Here is a 21,690-nt window from a genome sequence, read left to right as displayed (position 1 = left end):
CAGGCGGACGCGAAACCGGTTTAATCGAGATAGGGTTCGTCAAAAGGGATTGTGGGAATGTTAGTCAAATACAGGTGCAGTTGCACTATTTTGGTGATAACGCGTGGGAGAAAAGAGACCCACACTCGCGTGAAAGGGGATGTGGATAAAGCGACGCTCAACCAGGGTAAGCGTCGCTGATAAAAGAGCAAACAGTGAATTACATGACGCGCATGCCCGCTTGTGCTCCTTCGTGAGGTTCAAGTAACCACAGCTGATCACCGCCAGGACCCGCGGCGAGGATCATGCCTTCAGACATGCCAAACTTCATTTTTCTCGGTTTGAGGTTGGCGACCACCACAGTGTATTTACCCACTAAGTCCTCAGGGGCATAAGCCGCTTTGATACCCGAAAAAATCTGACGGGTTTCACCACCGATATCCAATTGGAACTTAAGAAGCTTATTGGCTTTTGGTACCGATTCACACGAGAGTATTTTCGCAATGCGCATATCGACTTTGGCAAAATCGTCAAAGTCGATTTCATCGGCGATGGGGTCTTTGTCGAGCTCGGATTGTGCTTGCGCTTCTGCCTTTTGTTTTGCGGCGATTTCTGCGGCTGCATCTTGCTTGGCGTCTTCGATCATTTGTTCAATGTGTTTGGCATCAATACGACTAAACAAAGCTTTGAACGGTGAAATGGTATGATCGACTAGTGGCGTGGCGATGATATTCCAATCCAACTCTTGGTTGAGAAACGCCTCGGAGCGCGCAGCCAGTTCTGGCATGACAGGTTTTAAGTAGGCCATAAGTATGCGGAACAGGTTTAAACCGACGGTACAAACCGCTTGTAATTGCTCGTCTTGACCTTCTTGCTTGGCGATCACCCAAGGGGCTTTTTCATCGATGTATTGGTTGGCGCGATCGGCCAAAGCGGTAATTTCGCGAATGGCACGGCTAAACTCGCGGTTTTCAAACATGTCGCCAATTTGATTACCCGCGTCGACAAACGATTGATAAAGCTCCGGTTCTGCGAAGGATTGCGATAGTTGGCCATCAAAACGCTTGTTGATAAAGCCGGCATTACGCGACGCTAAGTTCACAATTTTGTTCACAACATCGGTGTTCACGCGTTGTGAGAAGTCCGCCAAATTAAGATCGAGATCGTCGATGCGGTTATTGAGTTTTGCTGCGTAGTAATAACGCAAACACTCAGGGTCTAGGTGCTTAAGATAGGTGCTGGCTTTGATGAATGTGCCTTTCGATTTAGACATTTTCGCACCATTAACCGTCACGTAGCCGTGTACGAAAACATTGTTGGGCTTGCGATACCCAGCGCCGTCAAGCATCGCTGGCCAAAACAAACTGTGGAAGTACACGATGTCTTTGCCAATGAAGTGATAGAGTTCAGCGGTACTGTCTTTGCGCCAATAGTCGTCAAAATCAAGATCGTCGCGTCGGTCGCACAAGTGTTTAAACGAGCCCATATAGCCAATAGGCGCATCAAGCCAAACGTAAAAGAACTTGTTTTTCTCTCCGGGAATTTCAAAGCCGAAATAAGGCGCATCGCGAGAGATGTCCCACTGCTGTAAGCCCGACTCAAACCACTCTTGCATTTTGTTCGCCGTTTCTAATTGCAATGAGCCTGAGCGGGTCCACTCTTTGAGCATGCTTTCAAACTGAGGAAGGTCGAAGAAAAAGTGCTCAGAGTCTTTCATGATTGGCGTTGCCCCAGACACAGCGGATTTGGGGTTGATCAAATCGGTTGGGCTGTAGGTTTCGCCACAGGCATCGCAGTTATCGCCGTATTGATCTTCTGAGTGGCATTTAGGGCAAGTGCCTTTGACAAAGCGATCAGGCAAAAACATTTCTTTTTCAGGATCGAACAATTGAGAAATAGTTCGGCTAGAAATGAAACCATTGTTCTTGAGCTGAGTGTAAATGTGAGCAGACAACTGACGGTTTTCTTCACTGTGTGTGCTGTGATAGTTGTCAAAACTGATGTCAAAGCCGGCAAAGTCTTGTTGGTGCTCTTTGCTAACTTCGGCGATCATTTCTTCTGGCGTGATGCCCATTTGTTGCGCTTTAAGCATGATTGGCGTGCCGTGCGCGTCGTCAGCACAGATGAAGTTCACGATGTTGCCACGCAGGCGTTGGTATCGCACCCAGATATCCGCTTGGATATGCTCAAGCATATGACCTAGGTGAATAGAGCCATTTGCATAAGGCAGAGCACAAGTGACCAATAGTTTTCTTGGTTCAGTAGCCATACTTAATTTTCGCTTATTTGATAAAGAATAAATAATTTGCCATGTTACCGCACCCAGCCCATCACGCCAAGATGCCTTCTTGGGGAATCCTTTAGTTTTTTCAGGGTTTAGACACTTTTAATACAGTGGTAGCATAGAGGGTAAATAACCGGTCATATGAGTAGCACAATGAACGAGATTCAATACTATGTCGATGGTTTATCCCATATTGAACACCCTGCACTTGCACCGCATTGGTGTGAGTTGCCTGGTGTGGTTAAATTGGTGGATGAGAAACTGGTGATCACCTTGCCGTTTGCACATCGCGAGCTGAGCGAATACCTCAGTGGCTGGATGGCGCGCCAGTGGCCAGAGCTTGACAGTGAAGTGGTGATAGAGGTAAAGCCAATGCAAAGTCCTCGCAATACCTTTTTGGCTAAGGTCAAAAACATCATTGCCATCAGTTCAGCGAAAGGCGGGGTTGGCAAATCCACCAGTGCCATCAATTTGGCGTTAGCGTTACAACACAACGATGTAAAAGTGGGGATCCTTGATGCGGATATATATGGCCCATCGATACCGTTAATGCTGGGAACTCAAACTGAAAAACCGCAAGTCATCGATGGCAAATGGATGAAACCGATCGAAAAATACGGCATCTTTGCCCATTCGATTGGTTATTTAGTGGCTGGTGATGAGGCGGCCATATGGCGAGGGCCAATGGCATCTAAGGCGTTCAATCAGTTATTAAACGAAACGCGGTGGCCTGAATTGGATTATTTAATCATCGATATGCCACCGGGTACGGGTGACATTCAGTTGACCTTAGCTCAACAAGTGCCCGTCAATGGCGCCGTGGTAGTGACGACGCCGCAAGACCTGGCACTGGCCGATGCCGTCAAAGGGGTCGCCATGTTTAATAAAGTCGATGTGCCAGTATTGGGTATTGTAGAAAACATGAGCTATTACCATTGTGAAAACTGCGGTCATCACGCCACTATCTTTGGTGAGCAAGGCGCCGTTCAACTCGCTCAACAATACGATTTAAGCGTTCTTGCTCAAGTCCCCTTGCACTTACACCTTCGTCAAGATATTGACCAAGGCTGTCCTACGGTGGTGGCACGCCCAGACGATTCGCTGGCTGAGGTTTACTATCAATTGGCGGATACACTCGTCGCACAGCTTTTTTGGACCGGTCGTGAGCGACCAGCATCGATTGATATTAAAGCCATTGACAGTGATTAGGCCATCACAGCTCGCGCGCTTGTTGGTTTTTTATCCAAAAGCGTCGATAAGTTAGGTATCTGTCAATTGTTCCTAGCATAAGCCCGGTTAAGCTCTTATAATCGGGCGGTTTATTCTTTTCCTCACCAACATGTTTCGGGTGCACATTCATGTCTGATAATAATCAATGCGTCATCGTCGGTATTGCTGGCGCGTCAGCGTCTGGCAAAAGCCTCATCTCAAGTACAATTTACAATGAACTGCGTGCCAAGGTCGGTGATCATCAAATTGGAGTGATTAAGGAAGATTGTTACTACAATGACCAGAGTCACCTCAGTATGGAAGAGAGAGTGAAAACCAATTACGATCATCCCAACGCGATGGATCACGACCTGTTGGTTGAGCATCTCAGTGCGCTGTTGCGCGGTGAGACCGTCGAGGTGCCAGAATACAGTTACACCGAACACACCAGAACCGCGAATACCACACCACTATCACCGAAAAAAGTGATCATTTTAGAAGGGATTTTGCTGTTAACAGACCCAAGATTGCGCGAGCTAATGCACGCCAGTGTCTTCATGGATACACCACTCGATATTTGTTTACTGCGCCGAGTAAAGCGCGATGTTGAAGAGCGTGGTCGTACTATGGAGTCGGTGTTAAAGCAGTATCAGAAAACCGTTCGCCCTATGTTTATGCAATTTATTGAGCCTTCAAAACAATACGCCGATATTATTGTCCCGCGTGGTGGCAAAAACCGCATTGCGATTGACGTGTTAAAAGCGCACATTGCACGCTTGCTAAAGTCTTAAGTTAACTAGATTTTTACACGCGACTCATCAATATAACGTATAGTTAAGTGGCACATGTTGCCACTTTTTTTGTCTCTGGGTTAAGGAGCATGCCATCAAAGTGTGCCTTGTGTTTGTCATAACCAATGAGATTAACGTTCTCGGCATTTAATATGCATGTTCTGTCACATGACTTTGCTATTTTTGTTGAGTTTAAATACGCAAGCATGAACAACGACAGTGTCTGTCATTATCAATACAAGGATTTGCTATGAAAAAACTGCTGTGGGTCATTGCGGCTCTTGTTCTCTTAGGCGGCGGCGCACTCATCGCGCTGGTGACGCTCGTCAACCCCAATCAATTTAAACCACAAATCGAACAACAAGTTTATCAGCAAACAGGACTCGAACTGCAGATCAGCGGTGACATCGGTTGGCAGTTTTTTCCGACGTTAGGTTTTGAAATGGGCACAACTCAATTAAAAAACCCGGCCGACTTTGACAGTGACAACTTGTTATCGGTCGAACGAGTGAGTATTGATGTTTCTTTGCTACCACTGATGGATAAAACCCTCAATATGGGCGATGTGGTATTGGATAACGCGCAAATAAACATTGAAACCTTAGCCAATGGTCAGCGCAATATCGATGCCTTATTAAAGCAAGAGTCACAGCAAGACACTCAAACGGCTGAGGTGGCACCAGAAAGCGAACAAGAAGCCAGTGAAACATCAAAAAACGCCGCCCAAGGTTGGCAAATTCGCATCGTTGGAGTGCACATTAATCAAGCTTCATTGAGTATTGTGGATAAACAAGCGGGCAGCACAATGGGTTTAGAACAGGTCACGCTAGCCTTGTCTGAGTTTGCGTTTGATCAATGGAGTCAAATCTCGTTTTCTGGTCAAGGACAACAAGATGCGATGACCTTTGGTTTTCAAGGGCAAACCGAGTTTAAAGTCTCTGCAGATTTAAGTGACTACCAGCTAAGAGAAACCCGACTAGAGACAAATCTCACATCGGGAAATCAAACGTTAGAGGCGTTGGTTTTGACGATGAATGAGTGGCAAATTGGTCAGTCTTCACCGTTTAACCTTAGCTTGAAAGGACAAGCCGATACCAGTGAATTTGATGTTAGCCTGGCTGGGGAGTTAACCTTGCCACAAGAATTTAACAGCATCACCTTGTCTCAATTGTCGATGACAGGGCAGTTGACCGGCGATACTTTACCGGTATCACCGTTTGAGATTGACTACCAAGGCGGGGTGAGTGTCGATCTCGACAAGCAACACATTATGGCGACCCTCGACCGTTTAGGGCTCAATGATAATGTACTCAAGGGGCAGGTAGATGTGAATTTAGCGCCTCAACTTACCGTCAAATTTGGGCTCAACAGCGATAGCCTCAATCTCGATAAGCTTATGGGGGCTGATAAGCCGGACAACGCAAAGAGCGAAACCGAACAAGCGTCGGTGAGCACCAGTAATGCACAAAGTGCTGAGGAGCCTGATTTGAGTGGGTTAAAAGAGCTCAACCTCAGTGGTCAGGTGAATGTCAAACAATTGCAGGCCAACAATTTGGCATTCAGTGATGTCGCATTGAAACTCAAAATGGCGAATGGTGTGATGGAGGTTTCTTCCTTTAACGCCGATATGTACGAGGGTAACTTAGCCATGACAGCGCAATTAGATGGGCGCAAAACTCCGGCCAGTTATCAAACTGACATCCGCGTTAAAGACGTGCAAATGTTACCTCTGCTAAAAGCCGCTGCCCAGCAAGACGTGTTAGAAGGCAAAACCACGTTTGAAGCGAAGTTAACAGGGCGCAGTTTACTGCCCAATAAAGCGATGGACAACTTAACTGGTAAAGTGGCGATTGAATTGGAAGACGGTGCGGTCAATGGCATCAATGTGGCGAAAATGTTGAGAACCGGCTATGCCAAATACACTGGGCAAGATACCAGTGAAGCGAGCGCGGTACAGAAAACCGATTTTAGTTCATTAACCGCCAACTTCGCCATTGCCAATGGGGTGGCATCGAGTGATGACATCCAATTGTTCTCACCCCTGCTGCGCTTATTAGGTGAAGGCGATATTGCTTTTGTGAAACAAACCTTAGCCATGAAGCTCAACACGTCACTGGTTGGCTCATTACAAGGGCAAGGCGGTAAAAGTGCCGATGAACTCAAAGATATCACTATCCCACTTAAAATTACGGGGGATTTTGCCGACCCTAAAGTGGGGTTAGATTTTAGTGACGCGTTAAAACAAAAAGCCAATAAAGAGGCACAACGTGGCGTGGAGAAGCTGACAGATAAAATCAAGGATGAAAACACCAAACAAGCCGTTGATGGCTTGCTCAAAGGCTTGTTTAATTAACGTCTGAAAAAAGCGGCCTAAGCACAGGGTTTAGGCCTTTTTTCTTGGTGATATGGTATTCCGAGAGCACAGTGAACGGACCATTGACCGTTTACCAATCAATGCCTTTTTGTGCTTTGATGCCGGATTCAAAAGCGTGCTTGATATTTTTTACCTCAGAAACCGTATCCGCTAACTCAATCAGTTGGCGGTGTGCGGCTCGTCCGGTGATGATAACCGATTGCATTGATGGTCGCTGGCTGAGTGCATCAATCACTTCTTCTAAATCGATATAACCGTAGGTGATCATATAGGTCAGTTCATCGAGCAAGACGAGATCGATGTTAGGGTCGGATAAGTATTGCTGACAACGCTGCCAAACCTGCTGAGCTGCATCGGTATCGGTTTGTTTATTTTGTGTTTCCCAAGTAAACCCGGTGGCCATGACCGCAAATGGTACGTCGAGTTTTTCGAGTAAATTCTTCTCACCGTTCTCCCACGTTCCTTTAATAAACTGAGCCACCGCGCAGCGTTTGCCATGGCCAACCGCGCGGGTAACGGTTCCAAAACCCGAAGTGGATTTACCTTTTCCATTACCAGTAATCACCAACAAGATACCTTGTTCTTTTTGCGCCTGGGCAATTTTATCGTCAACGGTTTCTTTGAGTTTTTGTTGTCGTTGTTGATGGCGTTGTGCTTTGATATCTGTCATGGTTAATCTCACATAAACTAAATTAACCCTATCATAGTTCATCTTAATGATGGTTGATATCGACAAGGCATAAAAAGGAACGGTTCATTATGGAAAGTCATAATTTACTCAAGGTGTTAGTTGTGTGTATGGGTAATATTTGCCGTTCGCCAACCGCACAGGCGATTATCGATAAAAGGTGCCGAGACGCCGGGCTTGCCATTGAAATTGACTCTGCGGGAACGATAAATTACCACCGTGGTCAATCCCCGGATCGCCGTGCGATACAAGCCGCTCAATCGCGAGGTTATGATCTCAACGGACTCAAAGCAAGGCAGGTCACAAGACAAGACTTTGACGACTTCGACCTTATTCTTGCTGCGGACCTCGATAACCTTGCTGATTTAAAAGCCATGGCATCTCGTGAGCAACGAGGCAAAATTCACTTATTACTGGCATACGCAAAGCTTGGAGAGCGAGTTATCCCTGATCCCTATTACGGCCGTAATGAGGGGTTTGATGAGGTCATCGATTTATTAGAGCAAGCGAGCGATAACTTAATCACTTTGTGGAGCCACGCACAGCCTAGTGGCAATAAAAAAGCCATCGAGTGATGGCTTTGGTGTTTAGTTCGACTCGCGAGCGGATTAGGCGAGAGAGTCTGTGATCACTTTATAGTGAGGATCTTCTTTGTCGTCGACTTCAATCAGACGGCCTGCTTTGTTCAGTAAAGCTTGGCAGTCGGCACTTAAATGACGTAAGTGTAAAGTCTTCCCTGCATTTTCATAACGTTCGGCCAGTGTTTCTAGCGCTTCTATTGCGGAGTGGTCTGTCACGCGCGATGCGGCAAAATCGACAATCACATCATCGGGATCGTTTTTAGCATCGAACAACTCGAGAAAGTGAGCTGTTGAGCCAAAAAATACGGGGCCGTTGATCTTATATACTTTTGAGCCTTGTTCGTTGATGCAGGTCTCGGCTTGAGTGTGCTTCGCGTGTTGCCAAGCAAACATCAAGGCGGAAACAATAACCCCAACAAAGACGGCAATGGCGAGGTCGGTGGCAACCGTGACCGCCGTGACCAACACAATGACAAAAAAGTCTTGTTTTGGCACGCGACGAGCCAGTTTGAAGGTCGCCCATTCGAAAGTGCCAATCACCACCATAAACATGACGCCAACGAGCGCGGCAACGGGAATAATTTCAATTAAGCCAGAGCCAACTAAAATAAAGAACAACAAACCCAATGCCGCCACAATACCGGATAAGCGCCCACGGCCCCCTGAGTTTACATTGATCATGGATTGGCCAATCATGGCACAGCCGCCCATGGCACCAAAGAATGAACAGGACACGTTCGCTAAGCCCTGGCCCATGCATTCGCGATTGGATTGGCCACGCGTATTGGTCATTTCATCCAATACAGTCAGAGTTAACAAAGATTCGATCAAACCAACCGCAGCCAAAATAACCGCATAAGGCAAAATGATGTACAAGGTTTCAAAAGTAAACGGCACATCGGGTAGGGCAAAGCTTGGCAGTTCACCGGCGAGAGTGGCATTGACATCACCTGACATAGTGCGAAGGAAGTCAACCACAGTGCGGGTTTCTAAGCCTAGGCCTTGGACCAATAGCGTGACGATTACGATGGCGGCTAACGAGGAGGGAACGGCGGTAGTCAATTTAGGCAAAAAGTGAATAATCGCCATCGTCAGCGCAACTAATCCAAGCATTAGCAACAGCTGATCATGAGGTAACCAAGTCATGACGCCACTGAGGTCTGGGGTTTTAAACTGACCCAATTGGGCTAAGAAAATAACGATAGCAAGGCCGTTAACAAACCCTATCATCACTGGGTGTGGGACAATGCGGATAAACTTACCGAGCTTGAAGACACCAGCAAGAATTTGCAAAATACCAGCCAGTAAAATGGTGGCAAATAAGTACTGCACCCCGTATTGCGCGACTAATGACACCATGACAACGGCCATCGCGCCAGTCGCGCCGGAAATCATGCCAGGTCGACCACCAAAAATAGAGGTGACGAGGCCAACGATGAAGGCCGCGTATAAGCCGACCATAGGGTCAACACCAGCGACAAAGGCAAAAGCAACCGCTTCAGGTACCAATGCAAAAGCAACGGTAATCCCAGAGAGCGTATCGTTTTTCACCCCGTGTTTAGACATTTTGGGAAATTCAAACATACTGTTAGTCATTCTTGGTTAAATAAAAGTTATCACTTGGCGTGTGTTTCGTTGCACAAGTGCGAAAAAGGAAATGTGTCATTGCCGTCAATACAGTGCGCTTTAGCCATCGCAATGGAACTCAATCGCGAGGCAACCTAGTGAGAGAAGAACAATTCGTGTACTTGATAATTGTTCTTCCACGGTTCCACGCACGGTCACTAATCGCATTGATATAAGCTGTGATTGACCGGCTATAAATGAGAACGAAATAGTACGATAAAGTATTAAGGACATCAATTTATAGCGCGTTTTTAAGCACGATAAATCGTTTCAAACGTGCCACGGCGTTTGTTCTTCACGAGATAAAGAAAAAGCCAGTGGGATAAACCACTGACTTTTTAGTGTAACGCAAGTGTTTCACGGCGCTTTGAAGAACCACGGATTTACTTAAGTGGTCTCACGCTGTAATCGACAGTTATTGCGTTTTACTCATCACAGCCTGAGCTTGGTTCGACGCACTGAGTGCCCCTGCGCCTTGCCCTTGATAACGATTCTCACGCCATGGCGCAGGGTTGATAGTGATCGACTTGATCTCATCACTGCCAGCGGCTTTAGTCATTGGTGAACTCGCATGCCCTTTGTAACTCGGCTTAATATTGGGCTCTGCAACAGGATTGTCGTCTAACACGGTTTCTTGAGTCGCTGACAAGCTTTGCTCACCGCTGTCGGTGCTCTTTTCAACCACGGTTTGTTCCTTAGTGGTCTCTTCAACAACGGCAGGTTTTACAGGTGTTGTGCTGTTTTGAACGACTTGAGCCGTTTCTGTCACTGCATCACTAACCGCGGGCTCGCTGTGAGTAGGCGCCTTTGCCACAGGTTGTGTCTCGACGTCGGATGTCACAACCGGGTTGGTTTGTGGCAAAACGTCGACGGCTTTCTCTGTCATTGGCACACTTGGTGCCGGCTTCGTCGTAATTGCCGCAGATGGCGTGACAATTTTACCCATCGCCATTTCAGGGCACGCGACGCCACCGATCACTTTCAGTGTCTGAGACGTATCAACCGCAGGTTTCTTCTCAGCGTATGTCTTACCCGTGTACTTCGGCATGACTTTACCCATGGCCATCTCAGGAGAGGCGACCCCTCCTTTGCGAAGGCGGAAAGGGTTGGGTCTGCGATCACGACCGCGACGACGACGCTGACCATTGGCACGCAAGTGACGGGGCGAACGACGATTGCGACGGCCTTTATTCTCTTGAGTGTTGTCTACGTTGTTTTCACTCGGGCGTTCTCTATCAGCTGTTTTGGTCGCTGAATCTTGAGTTGGCGCTGGCTCGACAGCGTTCTCTTTGACAGCAGAAGCTGTTGGCGCCGTGTTTTTAGTGCGAACCGATTTTTCTAGTTTGCGCTGCGAACGACGTTCTTTAACCTGTTGGTTTTTTTGCGCGGGTTTATTATTTTGCGCGCTTTCGTCGTTGTTTTGTTTCTCGGCAGCAATTTCGAGGCCTTTTTGCTCAACTTTAGACTTTTTAGTCGTGTTTTGAGTGTCTTTGCTCTTCTCATTTTTACCTTGGCTTGATTTGCGCTTTTGGCTGTTTGAGTTTGCTTTGCCTTTTGCCGCTTTGGACGGATTCGCGTTTTGATTCTGACTGTCTTGCTCTTTTTGCTCGTCCGTATTTCGGCGAGGCTGGCGAGGCTTGTCTGAACGCTGATCGCGGTTGGAACGGCGACGTTTGTTACCTTGATATTTGTTTGAGGTTTTTTCAGTGTGTTGTGACTGAGTTTTCTCTTGCTCTGTCGTACTCTTCTCTTGGTTGTCGGCTAGGCTGCTATCTTTACTCCCAAATAAGAATTGAGCAATTGACTTGATAAAACCAAATAAGCCACGAGCGGGTTTATTCTCAGCCGCTGACGCTGTAGGTTCTTGAGCGGCAGTGGGAGCGGGTGCCGATTGAGAAGGAGAAGCAAAGCCCTTAAGCACGGGCTCTTCAATTTTCTTAGGCTTGAGTTGAGGCTCATACACCGCGCTCTCTTTGCCTTCGGCTTCTTTCATTTGGTCGATTTTTTGCGGCAACAAATAAGACAAAAGATCGAACTCTTCACCTTCGCGCACGCGAATGACATCAAAGTGTGGCGTTTCCATATCGGAGTTAGGCACAACGGTGATTTTCACTTCTTGAGTGCGTTCAATGTGGTTCACAGAACGGCGTTTTTCATTGAGCAAGTAAGAAGCAATAGGAACGGGAACGACGGCTAATACTTGAGCCGTATTGTCTTTAAGCGCCTCTTCTTCAATCAAACGCAAAACGGAGAGAGCGAGAGACTCATTGTCGCGAACCACACCAGTACCACTACAACGAGGGCAGATATGATGGCTGGCTTCTGCCAACGATGGGCTTAAGCGCTGACGAGACATTTCCAATAGGCCAAAGCGAGAAATTCGGCCAATTTGTACTCGTGCACGGTCTAGACGAACGGCGTCTTTCAAACGGTTCTCAACTTCGCGCTGGTGGCGAACAGGGGTCATATCGATAAAATCGATAACCACCAGACCACCGAGGTCGCGCAAACGCAGCTGACGCGCAATCTCATCAGCGGCCTCAAGGTTGGTGTTTAGGGCCGTTTCTTCAATATCGCCGCCTTTGGTGGCGCGAGCCGAGTTGATGTCAATGGAAGTGAGCGCTTCGGTTGGGTCGATGACAATTGAACCGCCAGAAGGTAAGCGAACTTCGCGTTGAAAGGCCGATTCTATTTGGCTTTCAATCTGATAATGACTAAATAGAGGGACTTCACCATCGTATTTTTTGACTCGGTGTAAAAAGTCGGGACGTACCAATTGAATGTGCTGTTTTGCACGTTCGTAAATGGTATTACTATCAATTAAAATTTCCCCAATATCACGACGCAAGTAATCGCGAATAGCGCGGACAATGACATTGCTCTCTTGGTGAATTAAGAAAGGCGCTGGGTTGCTGTCTGAGGCGGTTTTGATCGCACTCCAATGATTGAGCAGCACGTTTAAATCCCACTCCAGCTCCTCGGCACTTTTACCAACACCAGCGGTACGAACAATCAGTCCCATACCTTGTGGTAAATTCAAGGTGCTTAAAGCGGCTTTCAGCTCGGTACGCTCATCCCCTTCGATGCGACGAGAAATACCGCCTGCGCGAGGGTTGTTTGGCATGAGAACCAAATAGCTGCCAGCAAGAGAAATAAAGGTAGTCAGGGCAGCGCCTTTGTTACCGCGTTCTTCTTTCTCTACTTGGACAATCACTTCCTGGCCTTCAGAAAGGACTTCTTTGATGCTCGGTCGGCCTTGGTAAGTGTAACCGTCTGGGAAGTATTCTTTGGCAATTTCTTTAAGAGGAAGGAAACCGTGACGCTCAGCGCCATAGTCGACAAAAGCGGCTTCTAAACTGGGTTCGACTCGGGTGATTCGTCCTTTGTAAATGTTCGCTTTTTTTGATTCGTGACCCGGACTTTCGATATCTAGGTCAAACAACCTTTGGCCATCGACCAAGGCTACACGCAACTCTTCTTTTTGAGTTGCGTTGATTAACATTCTTTTCATTGATATTTCTCGTTGTCTTTATCTTTCTATTTTGATTGTCTTGTTGCTTTTTCGCTGTTTCACGGTGCCAGATCCCATGGCTAAAACGGTACAGCCTCCCGGCTGGAAGGGATGCTCTAGGGGCACGACAGTGACCACAAAAATCATTGATTGAGATTTTTGTGGACCGCAATAACAGGCGGTAAATACTCAACGTGAAGGTGCGACGAGCAGGGCAACAAAATACGTCGTCATAAACAAGTCTTACGCCAATGCGGCTCGCTTTTGACGTTAACGTCTACTCAATTTGCTCAGGAACAACACTCGGTAAATGAAAACCGATTGAACCTTCTATAGCGTTTCGAACTATAACAGTGCATCTAACTCTCAGCAATCAGCTTTCGCACTAAGAACTTAAAAAAGTGAGCTTTAGCGTTATTCCCTTGCGCAGTTGGTGATTTATCCACCGTTCGCCGAGATTGGCGCAGACCGAAATGAGAAATGCAATGCGAAATGGCGACGAAGCTGTTATAAAGTGCCCTTAGGTATACTCAGTTTTTTAAACTCGCCACAAGAATAAGCCGAAGAACGATACAATCGCTATGAATGAGACAAAAACCCCAGTACAACTGTTGGACATCGATGCCGACATGGCCGGTCAACGGGTCGACAATTTTTTGCGCAACCACTTAAAATCCGTACCGAAAAGCTTGATTTATCGCATTATTCGCAAAGGCGAAGTTCGCGTGAACAAAAAGCGAGTGAAAGCAGAATACAAACTCAATGCTGGGGATGTGGTTAGAGTGCCGCCGGTTGTGATTGAAGTCAGTGATACCCCGGCTGCGCCATTGAACACGAATTTAGAGCGGGTAAAAAGCCTATCAGACCATATAGTGTACGAAGACAACCACTTGTTGGTCCTCAATAAACCTTCTGGGTTGGCGGTTCACGGTGGCAGTGGCTTAAAGTTTGGCGCGATAGAAGCGTTAAGAGCGCTAAAACCAGAATGTCGATTTCTTGAATTAGTTCACCGCATTGACCGCGATACTTCCGGTTTGTTGTTAATAGCTAAAAAACGCTCGGCGCTTAGGCATTTACAAGCGCAATTTCGCAATAAAACGGTACAAAAATACTATTTTGCTTTAGTGATGGGGGTGTGGGATAGCCATTGTAAAAAGGTCACTGCGCCATTGCAAAAAAACGAAGTAAATAGCATCGTGCGCGTTAACCGAGATGGCAAGCCATCGGAAACGCGCTTTAAAATTCTTGAACGCTTTGAGCAAGCAACATTACTGCAAGCGAGCCCGGTCACTGGACGAACGCATCAAATACGTGTGCACTGTCAATACACGGGCCACCCTATTGCATGGGATGATCGCTACGGTGATCAGCGCTTTGACGCTTACGTTCGTCCGTCTGGTTTAGATCGTTTGTTTTTACACGCCGCCAATATTCAGTTTCTTCATCCCGAAGATGATCGCAAAATCACCCTAGATGCGCCCATGGACAGTCAACTTCAAAGCGCACTTGCGTGGTTGCGCGGGGCATGCTGATACAATTATTTTCACTTGCGATTGCCTCTGAGGTGGCATTCATGGTGACGATGAATGCCAATAAGGCACAATCTGCTTAGTTGGCAAGGGTAGTATAATTAGTTAGCTGACTTATTGAGTTGAACGCTTGGTTTAAGTTAACTTGTCAGGACATCAACGCCTTCGTTGGCGAGCAGTTGAATCAAGGCGATTAAAGGCAAGCCGATTAAGCTATTTGGATCATCGCCATCTAAGCGTTCAAATAGGGCAATACCCATTCCTTCGGCTTTAAAACTGCCAGCACAGTAAAGGGGTTGTTCTTTTGTGACATAGGCTTCTATTTGTTGCCGGGTTAAGCGCTTAAAATGAACGTCAAATGACGCTAAGTGGGTCTGACATTGTTGAGTCCGTGAGTTGTACAGGGCGAGACCTGTGTAAAACGTGATCACTTTACCGCTTTGATTGGATAATTGTTCGATGGCTTTTTCCTTCGTGAGCGGTTTGCCTAGAATGTTGCCGTCGACGACGCAGACTTGATCGCTGCCGATGATGAGACTATCGGTTGAAGTTACACAGCTCATTGCTTTGGTTCTCGCTAAACGTAACACGAGGGCTTTTGCGTTCTCATTGTGGTAAGGCGTTTCATCGCAATCAGGGACCGCGCAAGTGAAGGGCAAGGCGAGTTTTTCGAGCAATGCTTTGCGAAAAGGTGAACTCGAGGCTAAAACTAAAGGGGTATCCATGACCGTCCTCTTTAATAAGATTGAGCTAATAAAAGATAATGCTATTATAGCGTCAGTCGAAGTCGCATAATAGTTTGGTGGAAAAAGCGCTTTTTTTGCTTTTTTCTTTGACTAATTTTAATTTGGAAGATAATATTCGCGCCCTATGCAAAAGGTAAAAATACCCCGTTCGGTTGATCCGGCAAAAGCAGCACAAAAACGTTTGGATTATAATGGTATTATTCAAACCAGCTTGTTTAAACGCTTGGATGAGACAACCGCAGGTGTAAAACGTGATGCGTCAGTATCATTGTCCTTTGAACTGGATCAGCAACGTCTTGTGGTTATCTCTGGTAAAGCTAACCTCGATGTTGACTTAATCTGTCAGCGATGCAATGAGAAATTTTCTCATGAAATCGATGTCGAATTCACTTATACGCCGTATTACAGCGAAAAAAGTGAACAAGAAGCACCGGAAGAGTACGATTTGGTAGATCTAAACGAATACGGTGAAGTCGATTTAATTCAGTTGATAGAAGATGAGTTCATATTGTCATTGCCACAAGTGGCGATGCACGATGATGCCGAGTGTTCCGTCGATTCAAATAATATGGTGTTTGGTGAACTTCCTGACGAAGTAGAGGAAACCAAGCCAAACCCGTTCGATGTTTTAAATAGCTTAAAGCGTTAAACGTGTTAAGTTAAAACCCATAACATAGGAGTAGGGTCAATGGCCGTACAAAAAAACCGTAAAACCCGTTCTAAACGTGGTATGCGTCGTTCACATGATGCATTGACTACAGCTGCACTGTCTGTCGACGCAACTTCAGGTGAAACTCACCTACGCCACAATGTAACTGCTGAAGGTTACTACCGTGGCAAAAAGGTTATCAACAAGTAAGTTGAATAGCCTTTGAACATGATTACCGTTGCATTCGATGCGATGGGCGGGGATCACGGTCCTCGCGTCACAGTGCCTGCTATCGTGCAGGCACTGTCACATTTCCCCGAGCTAAAAGTGATTGTCGTCGGTCATCAGACGGAAATTACGCACGCGCTCAATCTCATCGGTTATCAAGCCGATCACCGCTTAACTATCCATCACACAGAACGCGCTGTTCACGACACCGACAAGCCTTCTTATGCCTTGCGTCACGGCCAGAATACCTCAATGCAGATTGCCATTGACTTGGTTGCTCAATCCGCTGCCGATGCTTGTGTCAGTGGTGGCAATACCGGTGCCTTAATGGCACTGTCACGTTACGCGCTAAAATTACTTCCAGGAATCGAGCGCCCAGCATTGGTCTCTCGTTTACCCACGTCAACGGGCCAGTTCTCATGGATGCTTGATTTAGGTGCTAATGTCGCTTGTGATGCCGACAGTTTGTTTCAGTTTGCCATTATGGGAGCGGCTTTGGCAGAGCAACCTCTGCAGAGAAATCCGCGCGTGGCGATTTTGAATGTCGGTGCTGAGCAAGTTAAAGGTAATGATTTGGTCAAACGTTGCGCTGCGATGCTTGACCAAAGCAAAGCAATTGATTTTATCGGTTATATTGAAGGTCATCAATTATTACATAACATCGCAGATGTGATAGTGTGTGATGGTTTTGTCGGTAATGTGTGTCTCAAAGCCACTGAGGGCACAGCGCAATTATTTTTTGATAAGATACACAAGAATTTGATGGCATCAACAGTAAAAAGCTGGATCGCAAGAAAACTGTTTGCCTCATTATTTGATGAACTTAAAACCTTGAAACCCGACCACTATAACGGTGCAAGTTTGCTAGGATTGCGCGGCATTGTCATAAAAAGTCATGGAAGTGCTGACACCGACGCCATTATAAGTGCGATTGGTGAAGCAATCCACGAGGTCAAACAACAGGTTCCCGCTCGAATTAGTGAGCGTTTGGAAGCGGTTTTACTCGAGAGGCATTATTAGTCTTCATGTATAGCAAAATTTTAGGAACAGGCAGCTACCTGCCGACTCAGGTTCGCTCAAATGCGGACTTAGAGAAAATGGTAGACACCAGTGATGAGTGGATCGTAACCCGTACCGGGATCAAAGAACGACGTATTGCCGCTGAGAATGAAACCGTCGCCGATATGGCTTACGAGGCAGCAAAGCATGCCATCGACATGGCGGCCATCGACAAGAACGATATCGACCTGATCATCGTCGCCACCACCAGTGGTAGCCACTCTTTCCCTTCATCGGCGTGTCAAGTACAAGGCAAACTGGGTATTCACGGTTGTCCGGCTTTTGATATCGCTGCCGCATGCACTGGTTTTGTTTATGCTTTGTCTGTTGCCGATCAACACATCAAATCGGGAATGTGCCAAAAAGTGCTGGTCATCGGCGCTGATGCGTTGTCGAAAACGTGTGATCCGACTGATCGCTCAACCATTATTTTGTTCGGTGATGGGGCCGGTGCTGTCGTGTTAGGGGCCAGTGAAGAGCCCGGCATTATTTCGACTCATCTCTATGCCGACGGCCAATTCGGTGAATTGCTGAGCCTAGAAACCCCAGAACGCGGCCAAGATGCTGATAAATGGTTGCACATGGCTGGCAATGAAGTCTTTAAAGTCGCCGTCACTCAACTCTCCCGCTTGGTAAAAGATACGCTAGCGGCGAATAATATGGAAAAGTCAGAGCTCGATTGGCTCGTGCCTCATCAGGCCAATTTACGCATTATTTCTGCGACGGCGAAAAAATTAGACATGTCATTAGACCAAGTGGTCGTTACTCTTGATCGCCACGGTAATACCTCTGCAGCGACTGTGCCAACCGCGTTAGATGAAGCGGTGCGCGATGGCCGAATTCAACGCGGTCAAAACCTGCTACTAGAGGCCTTTGGTGGCGGCTTTACTTGGGGTTCTGCTCTGGTTCGATTTTAATCATTGCGTTGCCCGTTTGGGCAGCGTTCACTTTACTTACAAGGACATATCACGATGAGTACATTCTCTGTGGTCTTTCCAGGACAAGGCTCACAAGCGGTGGGCATGTTAGCGGATTTAGCCAGCCAATTTGAGGTTGTAGAGCAAACTTTTGCTCAAGCCTCCGAAGTGTTGGGTTACGATTTATGGGCTCTAGTACAAAATGGCCCAGTTGAAGATCTCAATCAAACCTTTCGTACCCAACCTGCGTTACTTGCGGCATCCGTAGCGATTTGGCGTGTGTGGCAACAACAAGAACGCCCATTACCTACTGTCGTTGCCGGCCATAGCTTGGGCGAATACTCAGCGCTAGTGTGCGCTGGTGTGATTGATTTTCAAGCTGCGATTAAATTAGTGGCCTTGCGCGGTCAACTTATGCAAGAAGCGGTTCCGGCTGGCACTGGCGCCATGTATGCGATCATCGGTCTCGATGACGAGGCCATTGAGCTTGCTTGTCAACAAGCCGCTCAAGGAGAGGTGGTGTCGCCGGTGAACTTCAACTCGCCGGGCCAAGTGGTTATTGCTGGTGAAAAAGCCGCGGTTGAACGCGCAGGAGCGTTGTGTAAAGAAGCGGGCGCAAAACGCGCATTACCACTGCCTGTGTCTGTGCCTTCACACTGTGCTCTAATGAAGCCGGCTGCAGATAAATTGGCCGAGGCGCTCGAGTCAATTGAATTTAACACCCCTGTCATCCCGGTGATCAACAATGTTGATGTGATTGCACAAACCGATCCTCAGGAAATTAAACAGGCCTTGGTAAAACAACTGTACAGCCCGGTGCGTTGGACTGAGTGCGTAGAGTCTATGCACGCTCAAGGCGTTGAACAATTGCTTGAATTTGGTCCAGGGAAAGTGCTTACCGGTCTGACCAAACGAATTGTAAAAGCCCTCAATGCGTCAGCCGTTAACGATCTTGCATCGTTAAACGCTGTGACGCTTTAAAAGGAAATAGAAATGACTGATTTACACAACCTAGAAGGTCAAGTGGCGCTTGTCACTGGTGCGAGCCGTGGTATTGGCCGCGCAATTGCTGAAACCCTTGTTGCCCGTGGTGCGACCGTGATTGGCACGGCAACATCAGAGAAGGGCGCTGAGGCGATCAGCGAATATCTAGGGGATAACGGACAAGGTTTTGCTTTAAACGTCACAGAACCTGAGTCGATTGAGCAAACTTTGAAGTCGATCAATGAAGCTTATGGCTCGATTGATATCCTGATCAATAATGCAGGTATCACCCGCGATAATCTATTGATGCGCATGAAAGACGACGAGTGGACCGATATTATGGATACCAACTTGACGTCTATTTTTCGATTGTCAAAAGCGGTGTTGCGCGGCATGATGAAAAAACGCCAAGGTCGTATCGTCAATGTCGGTTCTGTTGTGGGGACGATGGGCAACCCAGGTCAAGCCAACTACGCTGCAGCAAAAGCCGGTGTGATTGGTTTTACTAAGTCGATGGCACGTGAAGTCGCTTCACGTGGCGTAACGGTCAACACCGTTGCTCCGGGTTTTATCGAAACAGATATGACAAAAGCATTGAATGATGAACAACGTGCTGCTACTTTGGCGAATGTTCCAGCAGGTCGTCTCGGTGACCCTCGTGAAATTGCTGAAGCTGTGGTATTTTTAGCGTCTCCTGCTGCTGCGTACATTACAGGTGAAACCCTGCATGTAAACGGCGGTATGTATATGGTTTAAATTTGGTCGTTATTGCGCCATAATTTAAACTCAAATGTAGTTAAAATCGGTTATAATCGCGAAAATTGTGGTTTGACCACGAAAGTTGTTCTTGCAACTTTTAATAGATTGAATAAACTACGGAAAACATCGCACTAAAGCGAAATCTGTAAAGGAAAAGAAAAAATGAGCAACCTCGAAGAACGCGTAAAGAAAATCATTGTTGAACAACTAGGTGTTGATGAAGCTGAAGTAAAAAACGAAGCTTCTTTCGTCGATGACCTAGGTGCAGATTCTCTAGACACTGTTGAGCTAGTAATGGCTCTAGAAGAAGAATTTGACACTGAAATCCCAGACGAAGAAGCCGAGAAAATTACTACTGTTCAAGCTGCGATTGACTACGTAACTAACGCTCAGTAATCTCTCCTCAGGCGGTCACCTTGGCCGCCTGTGTTTTAATGTCTTCTGTCCCTCATAGAAACTATTCAATACCCGGAGAATAAAATCGTGTCCAAGCGTCGTGTCGTTGTTACCGGCATGGGTATGTTGTCACCGGTAGGCAACAATGTAGATTCCTCATGGAAAGCCCTGCTCGATGGTCAAAGTGGTATCGTTAATATCGAACACTTTGATACCACAAATTTTTCTACCCGTTTTGCTGGTCTTGTTAAAGATTTTGATTGTACTGAATACATGACCAAAAAAGATGCCCGTAAAATGGATCTTTTCATTCAGTATGGCATCGCTGCTGGCATTCAAGCTCTCGATGATTCGGGCTTAGTTATCGATGATAACAATGCAGACCGCGTGGGTGTCGCTATTGGTTCAGGTATTGGTGGCCTTGAGCTGATCGAAAATGGTCACCAAGCGTTGGTCGAAAAAGGCCCTCGTAAGGTAAGCCCATTTTTTGTTCCTTCTACTATCGTGAATATGGTAGCAGGTAATCTTTCTATTATGCGTGGTTTACGTGGCCCTAATATTGCCATTTCAACCGCGTGTACAACCGGCTTACACAACATCGGTCATGCAGCACGTATGATTGCTTATGGCGATGCAGAAGCCATGGTTGCTGGTGGTTCTGAAAAAGCCTCTACGCCGCTGGGTATGGCGGGTTTTGGTGCGGCGAAAGCCTTGTCTACGCGCAACGAAGCACCTCAGAAAGCCTCTCGCCCTTGGGATAAAGACCGCGATGGGTTTGTTCTCGGTGACGGCGCGGGTGTTATCGTGCTTGAAGAATACGAACACGCGAAAGCGCGAGGCGCTAAAATTTACGCTGAGTTGGTTGGCTTTGGTATGTCAGGTGATGCTTACCACATGACTTCTCCAAGTGAAGACGGCTCTGGCGGTGCTTTGGCAATGGAAGCGGCATTGCGCGATGCGGGTATTAATGGTGAGCAGGTGGGTTATGTCAATGCTCACGGTACATCTACCCCAGCTGGCGATGTTGCAGAAGTTAAAGGCATTAAGCGTGCTCTTGGTGAAGCTGGTGCTAAGCAGGTTAAGGTATCTTCAACGAAATCCATGACTGGCCACCTATTAGGTGCGGCGGGTTCAGTTGAAGCTATCATTACCATTATGTCTTTGGTAGACCAAAAAGTGCCGCCGACGATAAATCTTGATAATCCAGAAGAAGGATTAGACATCGATCTCGTTCCTCACGTTGCCAAAGAGGTGCAAATGGAATACGCGGTGTGTAACTCTTTTGGCTTCGGTGGTACAAATGGCTCTTTAGTGTTCAAAAAACACGACTGATCATTACCGTCAATTTTGTTAGTATAAATGCGGTTCAGTGCCTAGCAC

General features: G+C 46.9%; 18 protein-coding genes. 13 read left to right on the top strand and 5 right to left on the bottom strand.

What is annotated here, in order from left to right; translation table 11 throughout:
- Positions 1–199: 199 nt before the first annotated feature.
- Positions 200–2,248 (bottom strand): methionine--tRNA ligase, encoded by a 2,049-nt coding sequence (metG, locus tag AB0763_RS08480; protein ID WP_306100322.1) that lies wholly within the window; start codon positions 2,246–2,248, stop codon positions 200–202.
- A 168-nt stretch (positions 2,249–2,416) separates the two neighbouring features.
- Between metG and apbC the strand changes: the two genes are divergently transcribed.
- From apbC to AB0763_RS08465, 3 genes are all read left to right on the top strand, one after another.
- Positions 2,417–3,472 (top strand): iron-sulfur cluster carrier protein ApbC, encoded by a 1,056-nt coding sequence (apbC, locus tag AB0763_RS08475; protein ID WP_306100321.1) that lies wholly within the window; start codon positions 2,417–2,419, stop codon positions 3,470–3,472.
- A 149-nt stretch (positions 3,473–3,621) separates the two neighbouring features.
- Positions 3,622–4,263 (top strand): uridine kinase, encoded by a 642-nt coding sequence (udk, locus tag AB0763_RS08470; RefSeq protein ID WP_306100320.1) that lies wholly within the window; start codon positions 3,622–3,624, stop codon positions 4,261–4,263.
- A gap of 250 nt (positions 4,264–4,513) precedes the next feature.
- The gene (locus AB0763_RS08465) at positions 4,514–6,616 is read left to right on the top strand and encodes an AsmA family protein (RefSeq protein WP_306100319.1); all 2,103 of its coding nucleotides are present in this window, start codon (positions 4,514–4,516) and stop codon (positions 6,614–6,616) included.
- A 91-nt stretch (positions 6,617–6,707) separates the two neighbouring features.
- On the opposite strand, the gene cobO is transcribed toward AB0763_RS08465, so the two are convergent.
- Entirely contained in the window at positions 6,708–7,349 is a 642-nt protein-coding gene (gene cobO, locus AB0763_RS08460; protein ID WP_306100318.1) for a cob(I)yrinic acid a,c-diamide adenosyltransferase, read from the bottom strand.
- 47 nt (positions 7,350–7,396) lie between these two features.
- Here cobO and AB0763_RS08455 point away from each other — a divergent pair, with 47 nt between their 5' ends.
- A complete protein-coding gene (locus AB0763_RS08455; protein WP_306100317.1) occupies positions 7,397–7,900 on the top strand; it encodes a low molecular weight protein-tyrosine-phosphatase in 504 nt (167 codons plus the stop codon).
- A gap of 33 nt (positions 7,901–7,933) precedes the next feature.
- Here AB0763_RS08455 and AB0763_RS08450 read toward each other — a convergent pair whose 3' ends face one another.
- Both AB0763_RS08450 and rne read right to left on the bottom strand, forming a co-directional pair.
- Positions 7,934–9,490: a SulP family inorganic anion transporter gene (locus AB0763_RS08450; protein WP_306100316.1), complete on the bottom strand. Its 1,557-nt coding sequence runs from the start codon at positions 9,488–9,490 to the stop codon at positions 7,934–7,936.
- Positions 9,491–9,947: 457 nt separating this feature from the next.
- Positions 9,948–13,043 (bottom strand): ribonuclease E, encoded by a 3,096-nt coding sequence (gene rne, locus AB0763_RS08445; protein ID WP_306100315.1) that lies wholly within the window; start codon positions 13,041–13,043, stop codon positions 9,948–9,950.
- 581 nt (positions 13,044–13,624) lie between these two features.
- Between rne and rluC the strand changes: the two genes are divergently transcribed.
- Positions 13,625–14,575, top strand: coding sequence for a 23S rRNA pseudouridine(955/2504/2580) synthase RluC (gene rluC, locus AB0763_RS08440; RefSeq protein ID WP_306100314.1), 951 nt, complete (start codon positions 13,625–13,627; stop codon positions 14,573–14,575).
- A gap of 137 nt (positions 14,576–14,712) precedes the next feature.
- On the opposite strand, the gene AB0763_RS08435 is transcribed toward rluC, so the two are convergent.
- Positions 14,713–15,297, bottom strand: coding sequence for a nucleoside triphosphate pyrophosphatase (locus tag AB0763_RS08435; protein ID WP_306100313.1), 585 nt, complete (start codon positions 15,295–15,297; stop codon positions 14,713–14,715).
- Between the two features lie 145 nt (positions 15,298–15,442).
- Between AB0763_RS08435 and yceD the strand changes: the two genes are divergently transcribed.
- The 8 genes from yceD to fabF all read left to right on the top strand — a co-directional run bounded on the left by yceD (position 15,443) and on the right by fabF (position 21,642).
- Entirely contained in the window at positions 15,443–15,967 is a 525-nt protein-coding gene (yceD, locus tag AB0763_RS08430; protein ID WP_306100312.1) for a 23S rRNA accumulation protein YceD, read from the top strand.
- A 39-nt stretch (positions 15,968–16,006) separates the two neighbouring features.
- Positions 16,007–16,177, top strand: coding sequence for a 50S ribosomal protein L32 (gene rpmF / locus AB0763_RS08425; protein ID WP_014232495.1), 171 nt, complete (start codon positions 16,007–16,009; stop codon positions 16,175–16,177).
- 12 nt (positions 16,178–16,189) lie between these two features.
- Positions 16,190–17,215, top strand: coding sequence for a phosphate acyltransferase PlsX (plsX, locus tag AB0763_RS08420; RefSeq protein ID WP_306100311.1), 1,026 nt, complete (start codon positions 16,190–16,192; stop codon positions 17,213–17,215).
- 5 nt (positions 17,216–17,220) lie between these two features.
- Positions 17,221–18,171 (top strand): beta-ketoacyl-ACP synthase III, encoded by a 951-nt coding sequence (locus AB0763_RS08415; RefSeq protein ID WP_306100310.1) that lies wholly within the window; start codon positions 17,221–17,223, stop codon positions 18,169–18,171.
- A 54-nt stretch (positions 18,172–18,225) separates the two neighbouring features.
- Positions 18,226–19,152: an ACP S-malonyltransferase gene (fabD, locus tag AB0763_RS08410; protein WP_306100309.1), complete on the top strand. Its 927-nt coding sequence runs from the start codon at positions 18,226–18,228 to the stop codon at positions 19,150–19,152.
- Between the two features lie 12 nt (positions 19,153–19,164).
- Positions 19,165–19,911: a 3-oxoacyl-ACP reductase FabG gene (gene fabG / locus AB0763_RS08405; RefSeq protein WP_306100308.1), complete on the top strand. Its 747-nt coding sequence runs from the start codon at positions 19,165–19,167 to the stop codon at positions 19,909–19,911.
- Positions 19,912–20,076: 165 nt separating this feature from the next.
- Positions 20,077–20,310 (top strand): acyl carrier protein, encoded by a 234-nt coding sequence (acpP, locus tag AB0763_RS08400; protein ID WP_306100307.1) that lies wholly within the window; start codon positions 20,077–20,079, stop codon positions 20,308–20,310.
- 87 nt (positions 20,311–20,397) lie between these two features.
- Positions 20,398–21,642 carry a beta-ketoacyl-ACP synthase II gene (gene fabF, locus AB0763_RS08395; RefSeq protein ID WP_306100306.1) on the top strand — a complete coding sequence of 415 codons (1,245 nt, stop codon included), beginning with the start codon at positions 20,398–20,400 and terminating at the stop codon, positions 21,640–21,642.
- Positions 21,643–21,690 lie beyond the last annotated feature (48 nt).

It is taken from the genome of Vibrio sp. HB236076, assembly GCF_040957575.1.
In the GTDB taxonomy this organism is placed as follows: domain Bacteria; phylum Pseudomonadota; class Gammaproteobacteria; order Enterobacterales; family Vibrionaceae; genus Vibrio.
Note: the sequence above shows the minus strand (reverse complement) of the source record. Positions and strands in the feature narration are given on the sequence as shown.

What these genes read in the sequence shown, in the direction of transcription:
- metG (WP_306100322.1), bottom strand. Translation starts at nt 2,248, where the DNA reads ATGGCTACTGAACCAAGAAAACTATTGGTCACTTGTGCTCTGCCTTAT.
- apbC (WP_306100321.1), top strand. Translation starts at nt 2,417, where the DNA reads ATGAACGAGATTCAATACTATGTCGATGGTTTATCCCATATTGAACAC.
- udk (WP_306100320.1), top strand. Translation starts at nt 3,622, where the DNA reads ATGTCTGATAATAATCAATGCGTCATCGTCGGTATTGCTGGCGCGTCA.
- AB0763_RS08465 (WP_306100319.1), top strand. Translation starts at nt 4,514, where the DNA reads ATGAAAAAACTGCTGTGGGTCATTGCGGCTCTTGTTCTCTTAGGCGGC.
- cobO (WP_306100318.1), bottom strand. Translation starts at nt 7,349, where the DNA reads ATGAACTATGATAGGGTTAATTTAGTTTATGTGAGATTAACCATGACA.
- AB0763_RS08455 (WP_306100317.1), top strand. Translation starts at nt 7,397, where the DNA reads ATGGAAAGTCATAATTTACTCAAGGTGTTAGTTGTGTGTATGGGTAAT.
- AB0763_RS08450 (WP_306100316.1), bottom strand. Translation starts at nt 9,490, where the DNA reads ATGTTTGAATTTCCCAAAATGTCTAAACACGGGGTGAAAAACGATACG.
- rne (WP_306100315.1), bottom strand. Translation starts at nt 13,043, where the DNA reads ATGAAAAGAATGTTAATCAACGCAACTCAAAAAGAAGAGTTGCGTGTA.
- rluC (WP_306100314.1), top strand. Translation starts at nt 13,625, where the DNA reads ATGAATGAGACAAAAACCCCAGTACAACTGTTGGACATCGATGCCGAC.
- AB0763_RS08435 (WP_306100313.1), bottom strand. Translation starts at nt 15,297, where the DNA reads ATGGATACCCCTTTAGTTTTAGCCTCGAGTTCACCTTTTCGCAAAGCA.
- yceD (WP_306100312.1), top strand. Translation starts at nt 15,443, where the DNA reads ATGCAAAAGGTAAAAATACCCCGTTCGGTTGATCCGGCAAAAGCAGCA.
- rpmF (WP_014232495.1), top strand. Translation starts at nt 16,007, where the DNA reads ATGGCCGTACAAAAAAACCGTAAAACCCGTTCTAAACGTGGTATGCGT.
- AB0763_RS08415 (WP_306100310.1), top strand. Translation starts at nt 17,221, where the DNA reads ATGTATAGCAAAATTTTAGGAACAGGCAGCTACCTGCCGACTCAGGTT.
- fabD (WP_306100309.1), top strand. Translation starts at nt 18,226, where the DNA reads ATGAGTACATTCTCTGTGGTCTTTCCAGGACAAGGCTCACAAGCGGTG.
- fabG (WP_306100308.1), top strand. Translation starts at nt 19,165, where the DNA reads ATGACTGATTTACACAACCTAGAAGGTCAAGTGGCGCTTGTCACTGGT.
- acpP (WP_306100307.1), top strand. Translation starts at nt 20,077, where the DNA reads ATGAGCAACCTCGAAGAACGCGTAAAGAAAATCATTGTTGAACAACTA.